We start from the raw sequence: 16,479 nt of genomic DNA on the forward strand, positions 1-16,479 counted from the left end.
ATGCGCAGCCTGCTGGCGGCGTCGGACGATTGCATCAAGGTCATAGACCTCGACGGCAAGCTCTCCTTCATGAGCGAGGGCGGCCAGCGCGTCATGGAAGTCAGCGATTTCAACGCCATCAAGGGCTGCCCCTGGCCGGATTTCTGGGCTGATCAGGGCAACGCCGAAGCCAAGTTCGCGATCGAGGAGGCGCGTGCTGGTCACAGCTATCGCTTCCAGGGTGCAGCCGACACGGCCGCCGGCAATCCACGGTTCTGGGACGTCCAAGTTGGTCCGATCCTGGGCCCGGATGGCAAACCCGAGGCGATCCTGTCCGTGTCGCGAGATATCACGGCCATCAAGGAGGCCGAGCAACGCCAGCGTCTGCTCGCGCTTGAACTCAAGCATCGGATGAAGAACACCGTCGCCATGATTCAGGCGATCGCCAATCAGACGATCCGTGGTGGTCCCGAGGTGGATGCGCTCAAGGAGGCCTTCATCGCAAGGCTGAACACGATGGCCTCGGCACAGGACATCCTGACCCAGACCGTTTGGGCCAGAGCGAGCCTAGCATATCTCGTCGAAGAGTCTCTGAAGGGGCAAAGCGACCTGTCGCGCTTCCGCATCGACGGCCCGCCGGTTGAACTCTCGTCCAAGACTGCCCTGGCGATGGCGCTCGCGCTCCATGAGCTGGCGACCAATGCCGCGAAATACGGCGCTCTCAGGCAGGATGGTGGACGAATCGACATAACCTGGTCGGTTGAAGACGGTCAGTTCGCATTCGAGTGGCGTGAGAGCGGCGGCCCGCTGGTCGAGCCGCCAACCCGCCGCGGCTTCGGATCGCGCATGATCGAGCGCGCTTTGGCGAGATATTTCAGCGGTGCAGCCGCCATGGACTATCAGCCGGCCGGTGTGGTCTTCTCGCTTCGCGGCCCCATCGACGCGCTCATTGCCGACTGATCAGGCCGTCGGCCGGAAGGCTGCGATGACTTCGGCTGCCCGGTATGGCTTTCTGATATGCTGAACGTTCTCAGGCAGCTCGCCTTCGCGCGGCATGACGCGCCCGCTTGCGACGACGATGAGGATGGGCGGCCACCCCAGTCGCACGACATGCGCCAGCTTCATGCCATCCATGGAGCCTGGCATCTCGATGTCGGTGAACACGACGGCGATGTCGTGGCGGGCTTTGAGGATCGCGATTGCTTCCTCGGCATGGGCAGCCTCGACCACCTCGAAACCAGCCTCCTCGATGAAGTCGATGGCGTCCATCCGAAGGAGCGGCTCGTCTTCGACGATCAGGACAACCAGCTTCGACATCATGTACTTTCGAGAGTGACCCTCAGCCAACTGCCGACGCGAGCTCTTGTTGCCTCTCATTGTAAAGAATTGCGCTTTTTGTCCTTAGCACTTGGTTACGATGGCCAACTTTGGCCTGCGCGACGAGGCGGGCGCTATGCTTCCGGGAAACATCAGGTTTCAGGAGGGGGATTCGCCTGTGGCGCAGACCGCGGTTTTCATCCGGCGGAGGAGGTCCAGCAGGTAGCCCAGCTTTGATCGCATTCCTCGGCGGCGATGGATCACCCGGCTGAGGGCGTCGCCCCCTGTATGCCCGGGAACTCCAACGAACTGCCAGCGTTCTAAATTTGCCCACCCGAAACCACGTGGGCTGCGGCGCGTTGGGTCGGGGGAAGTTTTGTCCGCACCGTCCAAGTGCCTTGAGTTCGTCACGATGACGGCGACCCTTCCGTCGACCGATTTCACTCCGGCGTCCAGCTTCAAGGAAACTGATCGATGCCGGCGATTGAGGTTCCCTCCACTGTCGCAGCTCCATCGACACGGTCGCCCGCTGACGTCGTCTCGAATGTAGCCATCGGCGTCTTCATCATCGCCGCGCTCTATTTCGGGCGTGAGGTTTTCGTCCCGGTGGCGCTCGCGATCCTGTTCAGCTTTGTCCTGGCGCCACTGGTCAAAGGATTGCAGAAGCTGCGTGCCCCGCGGGCGTTGGCGGTTTTTGTCGTCGTCTTGATTGCGTTCGCGACCTTGGCGGCCTTGACGATGGCGATGGTTGGCCAGGCAACTCAATTGGCGAGCGAGCTGCCAACCTATCAGAGCACCATCCGCGCCAAGATTGCCGCCTTGAAAGGCTCGGGAGCAGGTAGCGGGGTTTTGAGCCGCGCCTCGGATGTGCTGCAAGACCTGGGCAAGGAACTCGACCGTCCCAAGGCGGAATCTCCAGTCCCAAGCGAAACGCCAGGCCTTGCACGGGACGGACGCCCGATCCCCGTCGAGGTGCATCAACCGGAACCCGGCGCTATCGAAACGCTGCAGGCCTTTCTGGCTCCGCTGATCCACCCTCTGACCACAACCGGAATCGTGCTGATCTTCGTCGTCTTCATTCTATTGAAGCGCGAGGACCTTCGAAATCGGTTCATCCGATTGACCGGGACCTACGATCTGCAGAAGACCACGGCCGCGTNCGTCGTCTTCATTCTATTGAAGCGCGAGGACCTTCGAAATCGGTTCATCCGATTGACCGGGACCTACGATCTGCAGAAGACCACGGCCGCGTTTGATGACGCCGGCAAGCGCCTCAGCCGGCTGTTTCTGACGCAGCTCATCGTCAACGCCGGCTTCGGTGTGGTGATTGGTTGCGGGCTTGCCGCCATCGGCGTTCCCAGCGCCTTGCTTTGGGGAATTCTGGCGGCGATCCTGCGCTTCATTCCCTATCTTGGCGCTGTTCTCTCGGCCGTTTTTCCGATGGTGATCGCCGCATCCGTCGATCCCGGCTGGATGATGCTCGCACTGACGGCGGCCTTGTTCGTGATCGCCGAACCGCTGGCCGGGCATGTGATCGAGCCGTTGGCCTATGGCCGCTCCACTGGGCTCTCGCCGATCGCCATCGTGGTCGCCGCGACATTCTGGACCTGGCTATGGGGGCCCATCGGACTGGTCTTGGCCACACCCTTGACCGTATGTCTCGTTGTGCTCGGCCGGCATGTCGAAAGACTGGAATTTCTGGACGTCATGCTGGGAGATCGACCCGCCCTATCGGCGCCGGAGATCTTCTATCAGCGGATTCTCGCGGGCGATCCCGCGGAAGCAGCCGACAAGGCTGAGGAGGTACTGAAAGAGCGCTCGCTATCCGCTTATTACGACGAGGTCGCGCTCGAAGGCTTGCGGCTCGCTGCTGCAGACGAGGCGCGCGGGGTTCTCGATACTCCTAGGCGAAATCAGATTCTCGCGACAATTCGCGAGGTCGTCGAGGACTTGTCGGATCACGATGACCGCCGCCCCTCGCGCGACGCTGGCACGGCAGACCCCGAGACCGAGGCGACCGTTGAACAGACCAACGAACAGGAAGGTGCGTCCGATCTGCCCGTACTTACGGCGGCTGAGCTGAAGGACACGTTTCGAGACGGAGGTGGGGTGGTCTGCATCGGCGCGCGATCGCAACTGGATGAGGCAGCCGCGCTGATGCTGGGCCAGATCCTGGAGAAGCATGGATTGGCGGCGGAGGCATTGCCTCCCACCGCACTGCTGGCTCCCGGTATGGAGCGACTTGTCGCGCGTGCTCCGGCTCTGATCTGCCTTTGCTATATCGGGCCTCACAATGCCGCTCACGTGAAGTATGCGCTTCGGCGCCTTCGGCGCCGTCTGCCAACGGCGATCCTCGTCCTCGGCGAACTGTCGCAAGTTTCCAGTCCGTTGGCGGATATCAAGGGGCCCTCGCTCGCCGACGACGTGGAAACGTCACTTCGAGGTATCTGCCGGTTGTGCCTTCAGTTCGCGGAGACAACGGGGGCGGCAGGCGGTCGAGCGCATCATCTCGAATAAGCAAGGCTTGGGAACTGTATGATCTCATTTCCTCGCAGCTGAAACGGAATTTCCAGTATCAAAAAATTACGTAAATCGCGGAACGGAAATAATATTCGATCTCACCTTCGTGAGATAAATAAGCAGGATTATTTTCTAAATCTATGATACATTATTTTACGGGAGGTTTTCCTTCCGCAAATCGGAAGGTTTTTTCCATGAAAATCCCCTCTCAAACCAAACCTGCCATCTGGGGTGCCGTTGGCGGTGCTGTTGCTATTGCCGTTCTCGGCTTCACCTGGGGTGGGTGGTCGACGGCTTCGTCGAGCGAACGCATGGCGAAGCTCAGGGCTGAGAATGCTGTTGTCGCTGCCTTGTCTCCGATCTGCGTGAGCAACTTCCAAAAGCAGCCCAATGCCGATGCCGCCCTCGCCGAGCTGAAGAAGATCAGCTCGTGGAGCCAGGGCGATTTCATTGCCAAGGGCGGCTGGGCCACGATGATCGGCAGCACCTCTCCGGACTCGGCCGTCGCCAAGGCCTGCGCCGAAACGCTCGGCATGCCGAAGACCTGAGTCCGATCGCAACGGCGAAAGCCGTACGCAGCGACATCGTCCGTCGATCATGAACCATTCCGCGTGAGCAGCGCGGAAATGATGGCGTTCATGTCACCTCCCTGCTCGGCAAGAGGAGTTTCACATGGCTAAGGGACAGACGCGCGGCAACCGAGAGGCCAAGAAGCCCAAGAAGAAAAAGGAAGCGGTGGCAGTGCCCGTATCGGCGAAGGGTCTGCCGGCAGCGCTCGAACTTGCGGGAAAGCCGAAGAAGAAGAGCTGACGTGAACATTCGCAGTCGCGAAACCACGGTCACGTTCAGGAGGCCCTTCAGGCTGAGCGCGATAGATCATATGCAGCCTGCCGGCACCTACCGCGTGGTGGTCGACGAGGAGGAGATTCCAGCCACCTCGTTCCTGGCTTACCGCCAGATCGCCACCATGCTGCACACGCCGTCGTTGTCTTCGTCTGGCAGCTCCCAGGTGTTCACGGTGAGCCCGGGCGAACTGGCCAGTGCGTTGGAGGCTGATATTAGCGCTTAAACGACGCCGGCGAGGAGGCTCACGCGCCGGCCTGCGCTGATCCACCAGGCTGTCGCGGCGGCGCATTTGACGCCTGATCTCAGCCTTGGCGCGTTTCAATGCTGCGTCGAGCGGCTCGATCGTTCGGAAGATTGCTGCAAAACCGGGAGTGCGGCTAGCGCCCTTCTGACGCGCGCCAACCAGCCGAAGTAGTTCGCGAGTGCGTGCGCCGGCGCCCCCACGAACCGCCGCTGCCCAAGGCCGGCGCGCGACGATCCGTCGGTCGATTTCCGGCCGTACGAACCAGGAGCCCTATGATGGCGCTCGAACAAGCCTGCATCGAGATGATCCCCAAGCCCTGGGGATCGACTGACCTTCTACCCTGGAGCGGAATCGGGCATCCCGGCGTTCCGATCGGTGAACTCTGTTTCCAGCGCTGCGAGAAGCATGCGCCGGAGCCAGCCTTGCTGCTCAAGCTCCTGTTCACGCAGGAGGTCCTGTCGATCCAGGTGCATCCGGACGACGTTGCCGCTCGTGGGATGGGGCTGCCGCGCGGTAAGACGGAAGCCTGGTACATCCTGTCCGCGGCCTCTGATGCCACAGTGGGAGTTGGGCTCACAGCGGCCGTTACCCCCGAGCAACTGCGGGCGGCCATTGCCGATGGCTCGATCGCCGAGCTTGTCTCATGGCACAAGCCGCATGCGGGAGAGGTTATCACAGTCCCGGCCGGGACGATCCACGCGATCGGCGCAGGTCTCGTGCTCGCCGAGATACAGCAGCGCAGCGACACGACGTTCCGGCTTTTCGACCACGGCCGTGCCCGCGAACTGCACATCGAGCAAGGTGTTGCGGTCGCTCATTCTGGCCCCCCGAAACGCGCTGTGCCGCCGCGGCGCCTGAGCGACGTCCGGACGCTGCTCGTCGCAAACCCCTGCTTCGTCTTCGAGCGGGTCGACCTGCCTGCCGGATCGATCTGGGAGCTCGATGCGCGATGCGAGACTTGGCTGGTCGCTATCGCCGGCGCTGCTGCTATCGGCGCGCTTCAAATCGGCGTTGGCCAAGGCTGGTTCGTCGAGGCGCAGGGCGCGCGCATCGCGCCCGGCGAAGCCGGCCTGTCCTGCCTCATCGCCTATGACGCTGCGGCACCAAGCCGAGATCTCCTGCGCCGTGTCGACGGCGACGGCATGCCCCGGTTCCGCGAGACGGTTTCACCGCCGACGGGGCCGCCGCAGGCCGTTTTGAATTCGCCAGTTCCGTCCACGGAGGCACGATCATGAGCCCGACCAAACGCATCGCCTTCATCGGCAATTCGCTGCCCCGCCGCTGCGGGATCGCGACCTTCACGACCGATCTGCAGCAGGCGATCGCATCCTCCGACGTCGATACCTCCATCGTCGCCATGAATGACCATGCTGAGGCTTACGACTATCCGTTTTCCGTGCACTGCCAGATTTCCGACCAGCGGCTCGAAGACTATGCGCGTGCCGCCGACTTCCTGAACGAGGGCCGCTTCGACGTCGTTTCCCTTCAGCACGAGTTCGGCATCTTCGGCGGTGAAGCCGGGAGCCATATCATGGCGCTGCTTTCGCGCCTGACCATGCCCGTCGTCACGACGTTGCACACTGTCCTGGCCGAACCGAATGCCGCGCAGCGCGACGTGATGGAACGGATCGTCGATGCCTCGGCTCGCGTAGTCGTCATGGCGGAGAAGGGGCGCGACCTGTTGCGGACCGTCTATCGGTTGCCGGCGGACAAGATCGAGGTGATCGCGCACGGCATTCCCGAATTTGCCTTTGTCGAGCCCGATGAAGCCAAGGAAAGGCTGGGCTTTGGCGGTCACTCCGTCATCCTGACATTCGGCCTGCTGTCGCCCAACAAGGGCATCGAGGTGATGATCGACGCGATGCCCTCGATCCTGAGGCGCCGCCCCGATGCAATGTATGTCGTTCTGGGCGCGACGCATCCTCATCTCGTCCGCGAGCATGGCGAGGCATATCGCGAAAGCCTGATGGCGCGTGTGCGCGAGCTCGGGGTCGAAGACCACGTCGTCTTCCTCGACCGGTTCGTTGATCAGGCTACGCTGCTCGGCTTCATCTCGATGTGCGATGTCTATGTCACGCCCTATCTCAACGAGGCGCAGATGACATCGGGCACGCTGTCCTACAGCTTCGGGCTGGGCAAGGCGGTGGTTTCGACGCCCTATTGGCATGCCAGGGAATTGCTTGCGGACGGGCGCGGCATCCTCGTGCCCTTCGGCGATGTCGTCGCCATTGGTAACGAGATTGCAGGCTTGCTGACCGATGCGCCCAGGCGCCAGGCCATGAGGCTGCGCGCCTATGCGAGCAGCCGTTCGATGACCTGGGAGCGGACCGCGAAACGCTATCTCGCCACCTTCGAGACGGCCCGCCGCGGTCGTGTGCTGAGCGCTGTTGCGGGCTCAAGCCAGCCGAGGGCCCTGCCGACAACGGTCCCGCCGCCGGAGATGCAGACCGGCCACCTTCTGTCCATGTGCGACGATACCGGGTTGTTCCAGCATGCCGTCCATTCCGTGCCGGACCGCTCGCATGGCTATTGCGTCGATGACAATGCTCGCGCTCTGCTCCTGGCCTGTGCCCTGAACGGCACCGGCGAGTCGCGCCTGCCGGACGCGCTCGCGGCGCGCTTCGCCTCATTCGTGCAGCACGCCTGGAATCCCGATCGGCAGCGCTTCCGCAATTTCATGAGCTTCGATCGGCGCTGGCTCGAGGAAGCCGGGTCGGAAGACAGCCACGGGCGCACACTCTGGGCGTTGGGTGTCTGCGCGCGCGATGATGCGAGCGCTTCGCGGCGGCGATGGGCTGCCGCCCTGTTCACCGAAGCGTTGCCCGCCATCGAGCGTTTCAGCTCCCCGCGCGCCTGGGCCTTTGCCCTGCTGGGCCTCGACGCCCATTGCACCACGGCGGTTGCCGTCTCGCTCCGCACACTTCTCGCCGACCGCTTGCTCAGCTTGATCGCGGCGGTCGAAACACCGGATTGGGTCTGGTTCGAGGACGGGCTCTCCTACGACAATGCACGCCTGCCCCAGGCGCTGATCGCGACGGGATTGGCGATGAAGGTACCGGCCTATGTCGAGGCCGGCCTGCGCTCGCTGCGTTGGCTCACGCATCTCCAGACGACGCGGGCAGGCCTGTTCAGGCCGGTCGGCTCGGAGAGCTTTGGCGACAGGCGCAGCACGCCGAAGGCTTTCGACCAGCAGCCGCTGGAAGCGACGGCGGCGATTTCGGCCTGCCTCGCAGCCTGGCGGGCCGACGGCGATCCGCAATGGCGTAACGAAGCTGCGCGCGCTTTCGCCTGGTTCCTGGGCGACAATGATCTCTCCACGCCCCTGGTCGACCTGGACGCCGGCGCCTGCCGTGACGGCCTCCATCGCGATCGGCCAAATGAGAACCGCGGTGGTGAATCCGTCGTATCGTACCTGCTCAGCCTCGCCGAGATTCGCCAGCTTGCCCGCGTCAGCGGGGATCGCCCGAAACTAACGCCACTTCGTATCTTGCACGCCTGAGCTTTCGGCGACCTTGCTCAAAACAGATCGGCGGACATCTTGTCCCAGCCCAGTTTCCTGAACCGGCAGACCCTGTACCTGCATCCCGACCCCTCCCGGGTCGTCGTGCGTCGGTTCGGCCCCGCGGGCGAGCCACGGGATTTCATTCCCGCCGAGAAGGCGAAGGCGAACCATATCGTCGACCGGGTTCTGTCGCTCGCCCCGGAGGAGGCGACGAACCTGCTTGCCGAGGTGCTGGAGAATTTCAACGGCCGGCACCGCAACCTGCTGGAGCGGTTCGAGACGCGTGCCGATGAGATGGAGGATGCCTTCGCCGCTCACGGCGCCTTCACCAAGGTCCAGCGCCAGCTGGTCGGGGCCTATTTCCTGCACGAGTATTCGTTCGAGGCGGCAGCGCTCTTCAACCCGAGCATTGTCGCGCATCCCGACCAGTCCGATGCTCCAGCCGGCGGGCTTCGCTTCATCCTCAGCGTTCGCGCGGTTGGCGAGGGGCACATCTCGTCTCTGACATTCCGCTCCGGATCGATCGCGGCCGGTGGTGGCGTCAGCATCGACCCAACCTCGCGCCTGGCGACGATCGCCACCCTGCACAACCGGATGGCGCGGCTCGATGGCGAGGACGTCGAGGTCGTCTTCGCGGCCGACAGCGACATCAGCGAGCGGGTGATCTTTCCCGTGACCACGTCGCAGTCGAACGGCATCGAGGACGCGCGCTTTGTCGCGTTCGAGGAGAATGACGGCACCGTCTATCGCGCCACCTATACGGCCTATGACGGCAGGTCGATCCGCTCGGAGCTGATCGAGACCCGCGACTTCCTGTCGTTCCGGCTGTCGCCGCTACGCGGCTCCGCCGCCGTGAACAAGGGCATGGCGTTGTTCCCGCGCAAGCTGGGCGGTCGCTACGCAATGATCTCCCGGCAGGACAATGAAAACCTCTACCTGATCTATTCGGATGATCTCCTGACCTGGAACGGCGGAGTCGCCATCCTGAAGCCACAGTATCCGTGGGAGTTCGTGCAGATCGGCACCTGCGGTTCGCCGATCGAGCTCGACGAAGGCTGGCTGCTCCTGATCCACGGCGTCGGGGCGGTGCGAAAATACACGATCGGTGCGGTCCTGCTCGACAAGGCGGACCCTTCGAAAGTGCTGGGGCGCCTGTGCCAGCCTTTCGTCCAGCCCGAGTCCTCGGAACGGGAGGGCTACGTACCGAACGTCGTCTACACCTGCGGCGCGATACGCCACAGCGACATGATCGTCCTGCCTTATGCGGTCTCGGACACCTTCTGCCATTTCGCCACGGTGAAGGTCGCAGCACTACTGGAAGCGATGGAGCCGGGCTGCGCGGTCATAAATGCGCCCGGCAAAGACAAGCGGCCTTACGCCGGACAACCCACTCTCGAAAGCGAAAAGCCATGACCGAACGTCCCATCAAGGTCGGCGACACCGTGCGCCTGTCGTTCGGCTTCGCCGATCGCTCTGGAGAGGGCGATTACGAGATTATTCGCGTGATGCCGGCGCGGGAGAGCGGTGAGCGTCATTACCGGGTTCGAGGCATCGACGGCCGCGAAAGGGCGATCGGTCACAACCAGATCATTGTTTCAAAAGCAAAGGCCAAATCGCCGGTATCCGGCTCTCGGGAATGATCAGGAGCGGCCCGGCATCGACCAGGAGGCTGTCGCCGCCCATCAGGAGGAAAGCAGAATGACCGAACGCTCGAAATCACGCACCCAGGCAGAGGCTGCATTCCTGAAGACGCAGACGCAATCGCTGTCGCGGAATCGCCTTCTGTCGGAGACTGAAAGCCTCAACCAGGAGCGCGACGCGAAGACGGTCCGGCTGAAGGAACAGCGGCTGCGCAAGGAGGCTGATGAGCGCGCAGGCGGCGCGACAGTCCCGTCGAAGAATCTGCCGTGAAGCCGCTGAGCTCTCGACGCGGCATCGCGATCGTCGATCGTCAGCCCTGCTAAGCGGCTTGGTTGTTCAACAGGCGGCGATAGTGATCGGCCTGCTGATAGAAGCGCTCGGCTTCAACTTTGTCACCGATCATTTCCGACCCGCGTGCGAGGGTGAGCGTGCGCTCGTATCTTGCCTGAAGGTTGGGCGTTCGCGGTGCCTCGGCCAGGCCACCTCGATTCTGAGGGCGCCGCGCGCGATGATGCAAATCCATGGTTCTTTTCCCCTTAACCCAGGATCTCAGCGACGATCTCACGCAATTCAGCGCGTGAGAGACCGCCGGAAACGGGTTTGCAGATCGGTGCAGGGAGCGGAGACAGGGGTGCCGGCGCTGCCTTGCCGATACGGTGTTCTTTTTTGGTCTTGTCGATGGTCTTGTTCATATGAATCCCATGGCGCGCGGCTCGGCCACGCGACGTGTCAGGCAGTCGGCACAATGCCGGCAGCGGATGCCGCAAAGCGGCGAGCGATGTCGAAAGAGAAAAGAAGTCGGGCAAACCGCGAGTTCGCGATGCCAGCTAAGCGACTCCGTCGATCATTTATTATTAGTCGATCATTGTGGCCGTTTGAGGTCCCTGCGAGGCCACATCCAGCGGGAGCGCGCCACGCGTTTCTTTCAAGCGACTTGATTGAACTCCGGCAACGGGCGCCCCACGACTGCCATGTAGTGATCCGTCCAGTTGGTAACGGCAAGCTCGATCGCTATCCCGCCTTCACATTGAAGAAGGATTTTGTAGGAGAACTCGCTCGGATCGGCAGTTTCCGTATCGCAGATCAGATATCCGACCCAATGATGCTCCTGATGCGTGCCGAACTGATATTTGGCGTGCAGCCTTCGGCCACTGCGTAAAGTGACCGACCCGGTTCCGTTGAGCATGGATTGTGTCTCCGCTTGGCGGCGTGACAGGCGCCGCGACGGTCATTTCCAGAAGCGGTATGGAGACAACTGTAGTTGAACAAAGCGCCCTTTCGCCGGACATCGCAAGTCACGTTTCGGGTACGAAGGAAAATCTGCAGATGCTGACCTCGATGAAAGCGATAGCGTAACAGCCGAAGCTTGGTTGGCGGCCGGAACCGGGATCACGACGTCAGGCCCGATTTGCGTAGGGAGGCACATCGACGAGCGTCCCGATGAGGCGGAGCAAGGCCTGTTGCTCGGGACGGTCCGACTTTCCGGAGACGAGGAAGGCTCCCAATTCGATATGCGACAGCTGCCCGCCTCCCGGACCGTTCGGTTGATGGATCACGAAGGCTGCACCGCTCGTCGGCTCCCGCCCCAGAAACCAGCAGTCACCGGTGGGGCTGCGATATAGCTCTCGCCGTTCGCTCATGATGTCGCGTGCTCCTGCGATTGACGATGGCTGGACAAATGCGAGGTCGCCACGTGAGGCAGGCCGAAGTCAATCCGCTGTCCTCGCAGGCCCTTCACGCGCGGCCAAAAGCTCCGGCCCCTGCTAGCGGAAGTCGCCGGCCGAGAGCCGATGATAGCCCCCGCGCTTCTTCAGATAGGCGGAGCGAGCGGCCCGCAATATGGCTGAGCGATTGAGGTCGAATGCGACGAGGAACGACCCCTCGCTTCCGTCGATGACAGCGGGGCTTAAAGTCCGCAGAACGTCGAGCTCGATCTGGAACATCACTTCCAATGACGCTTCAGAGCCCCAGAAGCTTACGCAGCCGCGGCCGGGTTCGTAACGCCGGATCGAGTTGGGAAAGTCGAGGCTCATGACCTGCGCCTTGCGCCAAGACGCACCAACTCAGCCCGATAGGCATCGACATGGCGCCGCTTCCGCTTCTTTTGCAGCCAGATGCCAACGGGAAATGCGATCAGCGAGCCAACAACAATCAACGACAAATGGGGGATCAGAGGCACGTCATAAAACCTGCCCGCTCCCCACATGCCGACGCTGAAGAGCGCCATGCCGATCATTCCATAGGTCAGCGCCGACGCCTCCGGCGCCGGGGCACAGCCAGCGGCTGCAAACCGAGCCTTTTCCAGATGCGGTTCCATGGGAGGCATCATTTCAGCACGAGTGCGAAGGCCAGTGCGAACGCGGCGATGAGGCCACCATGCGCGAACCAAACCAGATAGCGATCTGCGGCCCAAACGCGATAAATGAACCACTGCCCGGAAATATTTGTCATGGCTGGGCTCCGTTTGGCCCAGATCGGGGCGCTTCGCGCAAATGCTCTGAAGTAAAATCCCGATGCGTTTCGAGACTGCCTTAAAATGGTGCGCGCAGGATAATCTTGCAAGGCAAGGAGCAATTATTTCCATTCTGACGATCACAAACGCATTCAACGAACGATAGATCGATACCCTGATCGAACGCCTCTCACCTGATACCTCGGTTTCTCGCGCGGGCCGCCTTAGCTTTTGATATTGCCGGCGAGCTCCGCCTTCATAAAATCCCCGGCGAAAGAAACCCCTCGGAGGAAGGAGCATGCCGTTCTCGTCATTGAGTGATCCAGTTGACCTCGCCCGGGCGCAGGCAGCCCTGGAGGCCGCGTGGAACGAAGTCAGATCGACCATTCCTGATGCGTTCGATGAGCGAGAGCGAACCAGGCTGGCATATATCGTGGCTGCGCTGGTGGCGATCGCCGAAGATGAAGATGACCTGGCACGGCGGGCCATCGAGCGATACCGACAATCTGCCGTTGCCTGAAGGCGATGCGGCCTTTCGTGGAGCCCCGCCCATTGGAGGCACGAGCCTTGCTGGCGCGCGCGAAGAGCTTCGCCAGATTATCGGAGAGATATCGGGATGAGGGCCGGCTGTCCGTGACGACCACAGTTCACGCAGCGGGCGCTATCGCATACGCCCGAAACACGGCCCCATAGAAGCAGCCGGAAGCCACCAGAACGAAACCGTGCCAGATCGCATTCTGGAACGGCAGGCTTTCCCAGATATGGAAGATGACGCCGATCGAATAGAGGATGCCGCCTGCGACGATCAGCCAGAGGGTCATCGCGGGCAGGAGGCTGACGCTCTCCCAGATCAGGAGCCCGCTCCAGCCGATCAGGAGATAGAGCGCAATCGACAGCCGGTCGAACCGGCCGGGCAAAGCCACTTTGATCGTGACGCCGGCAGCGGCCGCGAGCCACACGATGACGAGCAGAACCTGGGCGAAAATGCTGGCGCTCAGCTTCATCAGGAACGGGGTGTAGGTGCCGGCGATCAGCACGTAGATCGCCGAATGGTCGAACCGCCTGATGAACCATTTGCGCGGTGAGATCGGCCACATGTTGTAGGTGGCCGAGACGATCAGAACGGCGAGCAGCGCGGCGCCATAGATCGAAACGGGCAGCAGGTCGAACAGCGGGGCGCTGTTCGCGACCTGGACGATCAACGTCGCAACGGCAGCCAACCCAAGGGCGACGCCAAGGACATGGATCACGCCGTCAGCCCAGAGCTCGGCGCGCCTGAAGACGAAGCGTCCTACGACGGGAACGTTCACGGCGATTCCTGACATGCTTGCGGCTGGAGTTAGTTTGGCACCTACCGTGAGCCCGTGTCATCTCAATGTCGGCCTGCGAGAGCGCGTTCTCCCGGATGTCCGCGGCGATGGATCTGAAGAAGAAGTAGAACGTCTTTGAGACCGGCATCAGTGGGAGTAATTCGCCGAAGCCCACCCGAATGTCTGCTTGCGGGCCGACACTCGATGTCCGCAATTGTGAAGGGTTTCGGATGCCGGCCCGTGCGAGCTGGGATGGTCTGGAGACGAGCCGAAAACGACAAGGCAATCGCCGGCTGAGGTCTAAACAAACAAGCCCGGAACCCATTCTCGGTGGCGGCACCGTCGATGGGTTCCGGGCTTTTCTTTCGCTCCGCCGCTGGGCGGAGCGAAGATAGGCAATATCGATCAGCGCTTGCGCTTGGCGCCGACCAGCTCGTCCCATTTGCGGAAGGCGACGACCATCTTGTCGGGCTTCAGCGGCAGTTCGATCGGGTTCTTGGCGATGAGGTCGGCATATTCCGTCCGGCCGAACTCCGCGATCACCTCCTGGCTGCGCTTCGGCGCTAGCGAGAGCGGCACGTCCTTCACCGCCGGGCCCGGGTAGAGATAGCCCTCGTCATAGGAATAGGCCTGCATCTTCGGCGTCAGCACATGCGCCATGATGTCGAGCACGACGGCGAGGCGATCGTTCGGGATACCCTTCGGCACGCACATGAAGAAGGCGTCCGAGACCCAGTGGAAGCCTTTCAGCGTCTGGATCTTCGCTTCCTTCGGCACGATGCCGAGCGCGCGCGGGTTGATGTCCCAGCCCGTTGTCGAGATGATGATGTCGCGCGAGCCGTCGCCGAACTCCTTCATCGTCGCGCCGGTGCCGGCCGGATAGTACTCGATGTACTCGCCGATCTCCTGCAGATAGGCCCAGGTCTTGTCCCAGCCGTTGACCGGGTCCTGCGGGTCCTTGTCGCCGAGGATATAGGGCAGGCCCATCATGAAGGTGCGACCCGGGCCGGAATTGGTCGGGCGCGCATACATGAACTTGTTGGGGTTGGCCTTGGCCCAGGCGAGCAGTTCCTCGGCCGTGGTCGGCACCTGCTTGACGCGATCCGGCATGTATTCGAGCAGCGGGCCGGACGGATAGTAATTCACCACCGTGCCGAAGCCTGCGCCCTGCACCTTGTGCAGGTTCAGCGCCGCCGGCTCGTAATTCTGCTCGATATTCGGGAATTTCTCGGCGAAATCCGGGAAGATCTTGAGCCAGAGATTCTGCTCGAGGCCGGCCGCGAGCCCGTCCGAGCCGGTCAGGACGAGGTCGAGATCGGAGCGGCCGGCATCCTGCTGCGCCTTGATCTTGCTCGCCAGTTCCGGCGCCGGCGCCTTCACATAGGTGATGCGCGAGACCAGCTTGGGATTGTTCGTGCGGTAGTCGTCGAAAGCCTGCTGCATCAGGGCGAGCGCCCCGCCGACATCGATGATGTTGATGCCGACCGGGGCCGACGGCAGGGCCGGCACGGCGGCAAGAGCACCGCTGCCGCCCAAGGTCAGCGCGCCGAGCCCGCCTAGGACGGTGCGGCGATCCACGCCTTTCGAAAATTCACTCATGCTTCTCCCCTTTTCGTTGGTTGATGACGTCTTCAGGCAGCCGCCTCGGCGGCGAAGTCACGGCGCTCGTCGCCGACGCGCACGCTCCGAACCCGGAGTTCCGGCGACCAGTCGATCGCGCTCTCCGGCAAGTTGATGCCCGCCCCGGCGAGCGCATCGGCGATGCAGGCCAACGCATGGCTCGAGGCCATGGCGACCGCCTCGTCCGGCGTCACGATGCCCCAGGCGACGACATTGCGGACGGCGTCGTCGAGCTTGAGTGCCGAACCCGCCAGCGAGCCGCCGTTCACCTGATGCACCGAGCCGTCGATGGAAAGCTCAACTGGCATCCCGGCGAAGCTGTAACGGCCGGGCACCGCGCCCGCCGCGACCACCGCATCGGTCACGAGGATCGAGCGCTCGAAACCTTTGGCCCGGATCAGGCTCTTCAGCGCTTTCGGAGGCAGATGGATGCCGTCGGCGATGAAGCCCGCCATCAACCGGTCCTCGCCGAGCTGCGCGAACAGCGAATTCGACAGCTTGGGCAAATCCTGCGGCAGGCCATTGCCGAGATGGGTCGAGAGCGTCACCCCTGCATCGGCCGCCGCCGCGACGATCTCGAAATCGACGGCGGAATGGCCGATGGCTACGACCTTGCCCATGCGGGCGAGCTGGCCGGCGAGCGTGATGCCGCCCGCGATCTCCGGCGCCAGCGTCACCATCAGGATCGGCCGCGACAACAGCCCTTCGAGATGTGCGATGAGGTCGGGGGTGGCCGCCGTCATCGCTTCCGGCGGATGGCAGCCGCAATAGCCGGCGGCCGGATTCAGGAACGGGCCTTCGAGATGGTAGCCCGGGCACATCAAGGGCCCGAGCCGGCTGCCGTTCACCGCCGCGTCGAGCGCGCGAAAGCGCTCCTCCAGCTCATGCGGATGGGCGGTGATGATGGTCGGCAGGCAGGTGGTGACACCCGTCGCCAGCATCGCCTCCAGCGCCCGGTCGAGTTCGGCCGCGGTGACCGTGCCGGAATTGAAATCCAACCCGGCAAAGCCGTTGACCTGGAGATCGATGAGACCGGGCGTCCGCATGG

Annotated in this window: 22 protein-coding genes; 11 read left to right on the forward strand and 11 right to left on the reverse strand. The window is 62.7% G+C overall.

The genetic code is table 11. The features are described 5' to 3' along the window. The gene (locus Q9235_RS20465; RefSeq protein ID WP_306223652.1) at nt 1-939 is read left to right on the forward strand and encodes a sensor histidine kinase; all 939 of its coding nucleotides are present in this window, start codon (nt 1-3) and stop codon (nt 937-939) included. Here the strand turns inward: Q9235_RS20465 and Q9235_RS20470 are convergent, their stop codons facing one another. After that, complete coding sequence (locus Q9235_RS20470) at nt 940-1,299, reverse strand: response regulator (protein ID WP_306223653.1); 360 nt, start codon at nt 1,297-1,299, stop codon at nt 940-942. Between the two features lie 471 nt (nt 1,300-1,770). On the opposite strand from Q9235_RS20470, the gene Q9235_RS20475 reads away from it, so the two are divergent. The 9 genes from Q9235_RS20475 to Q9235_RS20515 all read left to right on the forward strand — a co-directional run bounded on the left by Q9235_RS20475 (nt 1,771) and on the right by Q9235_RS20515 (nt 10,319). Beyond that, nucleotides 1,771-3,813 (forward strand): AI-2E family transporter, encoded by a 2,043-nt coding sequence (locus tag Q9235_RS20475; protein WP_306223654.1) that lies wholly within the window; start codon nt 1,771-1,773, stop codon nt 3,811-3,813. A gap of 197 nt (nt 3,814-4,010) precedes the next feature. After that, nucleotides 4,011-4,364: a hypothetical protein gene (locus tag Q9235_RS20480; protein WP_306223655.1), complete on the forward strand. Its 354-nt coding sequence runs from the start codon at nt 4,011-4,013 to the stop codon at nt 4,362-4,364. Nucleotides 4,365-4,488: 124 nt separating this feature from the next. Then, a complete protein-coding gene (locus Q9235_RS20485; RefSeq protein WP_306223656.1) occupies nt 4,489-4,626 on the forward strand; it encodes a hypothetical protein in 138 nt (45 codons plus the stop codon). A gap of 1 nt (nt 4,627) precedes the next feature. Beyond that, a complete protein-coding gene (locus Q9235_RS20490; protein ID WP_306223658.1) occupies nt 4,628-4,885 on the forward strand; it encodes a hypothetical protein in 258 nt (85 codons plus the stop codon). Nucleotides 4,886-5,178: 293 nt separating this feature from the next. Then, nucleotides 5,179-6,141: a class I mannose-6-phosphate isomerase gene (locus Q9235_RS20495; protein WP_306223659.1), complete on the forward strand. Its 963-nt coding sequence runs from the start codon at nt 5,179-5,181 to the stop codon at nt 6,139-6,141. Then, nucleotides 6,138-8,405 (forward strand): glycosyltransferase family 4 protein, encoded by a 2,268-nt coding sequence (locus Q9235_RS20500; protein WP_306223660.1) that lies wholly within the window; start codon nt 6,138-6,140, stop codon nt 8,403-8,405. Before Q9235_RS20495 ends, Q9235_RS20500 begins: the two co-directional genes overlap by 4 nt. Before the next feature lie 39 nt (nt 8,406-8,444). Continuing rightward, nucleotides 8,445-9,821, forward strand: coding sequence for a glycoside hydrolase family 130 protein (locus Q9235_RS20505; protein ID WP_306223661.1), 1,377 nt, complete (start codon nt 8,445-8,447; stop codon nt 9,819-9,821). Next, complete coding sequence (locus tag Q9235_RS20510) at nt 9,818-10,048, forward strand: hypothetical protein (protein WP_297255763.1); 231 nt, start codon at nt 9,818-9,820, stop codon at nt 10,046-10,048. Before Q9235_RS20505 ends, Q9235_RS20510 begins: the two co-directional genes overlap by 4 nt. A 58-nt stretch (nt 10,049-10,106) precedes the next feature. Then, the gene (locus tag Q9235_RS20515; protein ID WP_306223662.1) at nt 10,107-10,319 is read left to right on the forward strand and encodes a hypothetical protein; all 213 of its coding nucleotides are present in this window, start codon (nt 10,107-10,109) and stop codon (nt 10,317-10,319) included. Nucleotides 10,320-10,368: 49 nt separating this feature from the next. On the opposite strand, the gene Q9235_RS20520 is transcribed toward Q9235_RS20515, so the two are convergent. The 7 genes from Q9235_RS20520 to Q9235_RS20550 form a co-directional block, all read right to left on the reverse strand. Further along, entirely contained in the window at nt 10,369-10,572 is a 204-nt protein-coding gene (locus tag Q9235_RS20520) for a DUF4167 domain-containing protein (RefSeq protein WP_306223663.1), read from the reverse strand. Nucleotides 10,573-10,585: 13 nt separating this feature from the next. Further along, nucleotides 10,586-10,741: a hypothetical protein gene (locus tag Q9235_RS20525; protein WP_297255758.1), complete on the reverse strand. Its 156-nt coding sequence runs from the start codon at nt 10,739-10,741 to the stop codon at nt 10,586-10,588. Between the two features lie 233 nt (nt 10,742-10,974). After that, complete coding sequence (locus Q9235_RS20530; RefSeq protein ID WP_306223664.1) at nt 10,975-11,235, reverse strand: hypothetical protein; 261 nt, start codon at nt 11,233-11,235, stop codon at nt 10,975-10,977. A gap of 211 nt (nt 11,236-11,446) precedes the next feature. Continuing rightward, nucleotides 11,447-11,689 carry a hypothetical protein gene (locus tag Q9235_RS20535; RefSeq protein ID WP_297255753.1) on the reverse strand — a complete coding sequence of 81 codons (243 nt, stop codon included), beginning with the start codon at nt 11,687-11,689 and terminating at the stop codon, nt 11,447-11,449. 123 nt (nt 11,690-11,812) lie between these two features. Continuing rightward, the gene (locus tag Q9235_RS20540; protein ID WP_306223665.1) at nt 11,813-12,082 is read right to left on the reverse strand and encodes a DUF1488 family protein; all 270 of its coding nucleotides are present in this window, start codon (nt 12,080-12,082) and stop codon (nt 11,813-11,815) included. Beyond that, nucleotides 12,079-12,366, reverse strand: a complete 288-nt coding sequence (locus tag Q9235_RS20545) for a hypothetical protein (protein ID WP_306223666.1) — start codon at nt 12,364-12,366, stop codon at nt 12,079-12,081. Before Q9235_RS20545 ends, Q9235_RS20540 begins: the two co-directional genes overlap by 4 nt. An 8-nt stretch (nt 12,367-12,374) precedes the next feature. Then, a complete protein-coding gene (locus tag Q9235_RS20550; RefSeq protein WP_306223668.1) occupies nt 12,375-12,500 on the reverse strand; it encodes a hypothetical protein in 126 nt (41 codons plus the stop codon). A 299-nt stretch (nt 12,501-12,799) separates the two neighbouring features. On the opposite strand from Q9235_RS20550, the gene Q9235_RS20555 reads away from it, so the two are divergent. Further along, nucleotides 12,800-13,021 carry a hypothetical protein gene (locus Q9235_RS20555; RefSeq protein ID WP_297255746.1) on the forward strand — a complete coding sequence of 74 codons (222 nt, stop codon included), beginning with the start codon at nt 12,800-12,802 and terminating at the stop codon, nt 13,019-13,021. Between the two features lie 127 nt (nt 13,022-13,148). Here Q9235_RS20555 and trhA read toward each other — a convergent pair whose 3' ends face one another. The 3 genes from trhA to Q9235_RS20570 form a co-directional block, all read right to left on the reverse strand. Next, nucleotides 13,149-13,817: a PAQR family membrane homeostasis protein TrhA gene (gene trhA / locus Q9235_RS20560; RefSeq protein ID WP_422678390.1), complete on the reverse strand. Its 669-nt coding sequence runs from the start codon at nt 13,815-13,817 to the stop codon at nt 13,149-13,151. A 399-nt stretch (nt 13,818-14,216) separates the two neighbouring features. Beyond that, complete coding sequence (locus Q9235_RS20565) at nt 14,217-15,410, reverse strand: extracellular solute-binding protein (RefSeq protein WP_306223670.1); 1,194 nt, start codon at nt 15,408-15,410, stop codon at nt 14,217-14,219. 32 nt (nt 15,411-15,442) lie between these two features. Beyond that, on the reverse strand, nt 15,443-16,477 hold the full coding sequence (locus Q9235_RS20570; protein WP_306223672.1) for an N-acetylglucosamine-6-phosphate deacetylase: 1,035 nt from the start codon (nt 16,475-16,477) through the stop codon (nt 15,443-15,445). Between the last annotated feature and the right edge of the window lie 2 nt (nt 16,478-16,479).

The organism is Bosea beijingensis (assembly GCF_030758975.1).
Taxonomy (GTDB): Bacteria; Pseudomonadota; Alphaproteobacteria; order Rhizobiales; family Beijerinckiaceae; genus Allobosea; species Allobosea beijingensis.

What these genes read in the sequence shown, in the direction of transcription:
- Q9235_RS20465 (WP_306223652.1), top strand. Translation starts at nt 1, where the DNA reads ATGCGCAGCCTGCTGGCGGCGTCGGACGATTGCATCAAGGTCATAGAC.
- Q9235_RS20470 (WP_306223653.1), bottom strand. Translation starts at nt 1,299, where the DNA reads ATGATGTCGAAGCTGGTTGTCCTGATCGTCGAAGACGAGCCGCTCCTT.
- Q9235_RS20480 (WP_306223655.1), top strand. Translation starts at nt 4,011, where the DNA reads ATGAAAATCCCCTCTCAAACCAAACCTGCCATCTGGGGTGCCGTTGGC.
- Q9235_RS20485 (WP_306223656.1), top strand. Translation starts at nt 4,489, where the DNA reads ATGGCTAAGGGACAGACGCGCGGCAACCGAGAGGCCAAGAAGCCCAAG.
- Q9235_RS20495 (WP_306223659.1), top strand. Translation starts at nt 5,179, where the DNA reads ATGATGGCGCTCGAACAAGCCTGCATCGAGATGATCCCCAAGCCCTGG.
- Q9235_RS20500 (WP_306223660.1), top strand. Translation starts at nt 6,138, where the DNA reads ATGAGCCCGACCAAACGCATCGCCTTCATCGGCAATTCGCTGCCCCGC.
- Q9235_RS20510 (WP_297255763.1), top strand. Translation starts at nt 9,818, where the DNA reads ATGACCGAACGTCCCATCAAGGTCGGCGACACCGTGCGCCTGTCGTTC.
- Q9235_RS20515 (WP_306223662.1), top strand. Translation starts at nt 10,107, where the DNA reads ATGACCGAACGCTCGAAATCACGCACCCAGGCAGAGGCTGCATTCCTG.
- Q9235_RS20520 (WP_306223663.1), bottom strand. Translation starts at nt 10,572, where the DNA reads ATGGATTTGCATCATCGCGCGCGGCGCCCTCAGAATCGAGGTGGCCTG.
- Q9235_RS20525 (WP_297255758.1), bottom strand. Translation starts at nt 10,741, where the DNA reads ATGAACAAGACCATCGACAAGACCAAAAAAGAACACCGTATCGGCAAG.
- Q9235_RS20530 (WP_306223664.1), bottom strand. Translation starts at nt 11,235, where the DNA reads ATGCTCAACGGAACCGGGTCGGTCACTTTACGCAGTGGCCGAAGGCTG.
- Q9235_RS20535 (WP_297255753.1), bottom strand. Translation starts at nt 11,689, where the DNA reads ATGAGCGAACGGCGAGAGCTATATCGCAGCCCCACCGGTGACTGCTGG.
- Q9235_RS20540 (WP_306223665.1), bottom strand. Translation starts at nt 12,082, where the DNA reads ATGAGCCTCGACTTTCCCAACTCGATCCGGCGTTACGAACCCGGCCGC.
- Q9235_RS20545 (WP_306223666.1), bottom strand. Translation starts at nt 12,366, where the DNA reads ATGGAACCGCATCTGGAAAAGGCTCGGTTTGCAGCCGCTGGCTGTGCC.
- Q9235_RS20550 (WP_306223668.1), bottom strand. Translation starts at nt 12,500, where the DNA reads ATGACAAATATTTCCGGGCAGTGGTTCATTTATCGCGTTTGGGCCGCA.
- Q9235_RS20555 (WP_297255746.1), top strand. Translation starts at nt 12,800, where the DNA reads ATGCCGTTCTCGTCATTGAGTGATCCAGTTGACCTCGCCCGGGCGCAG.
- Q9235_RS20565 (WP_306223670.1), bottom strand. Translation starts at nt 15,410, where the DNA reads ATGAGTGAATTTTCGAAAGGCGTGGATCGCCGCACCGTCCTAGGCGGG.
- Q9235_RS20570 (WP_306223672.1), bottom strand. Translation starts at nt 16,477, where the DNA reads ATGCGGACGCCCGGTCTCATCGATCTCCAGGTCAACGGCTTTGCCGGG.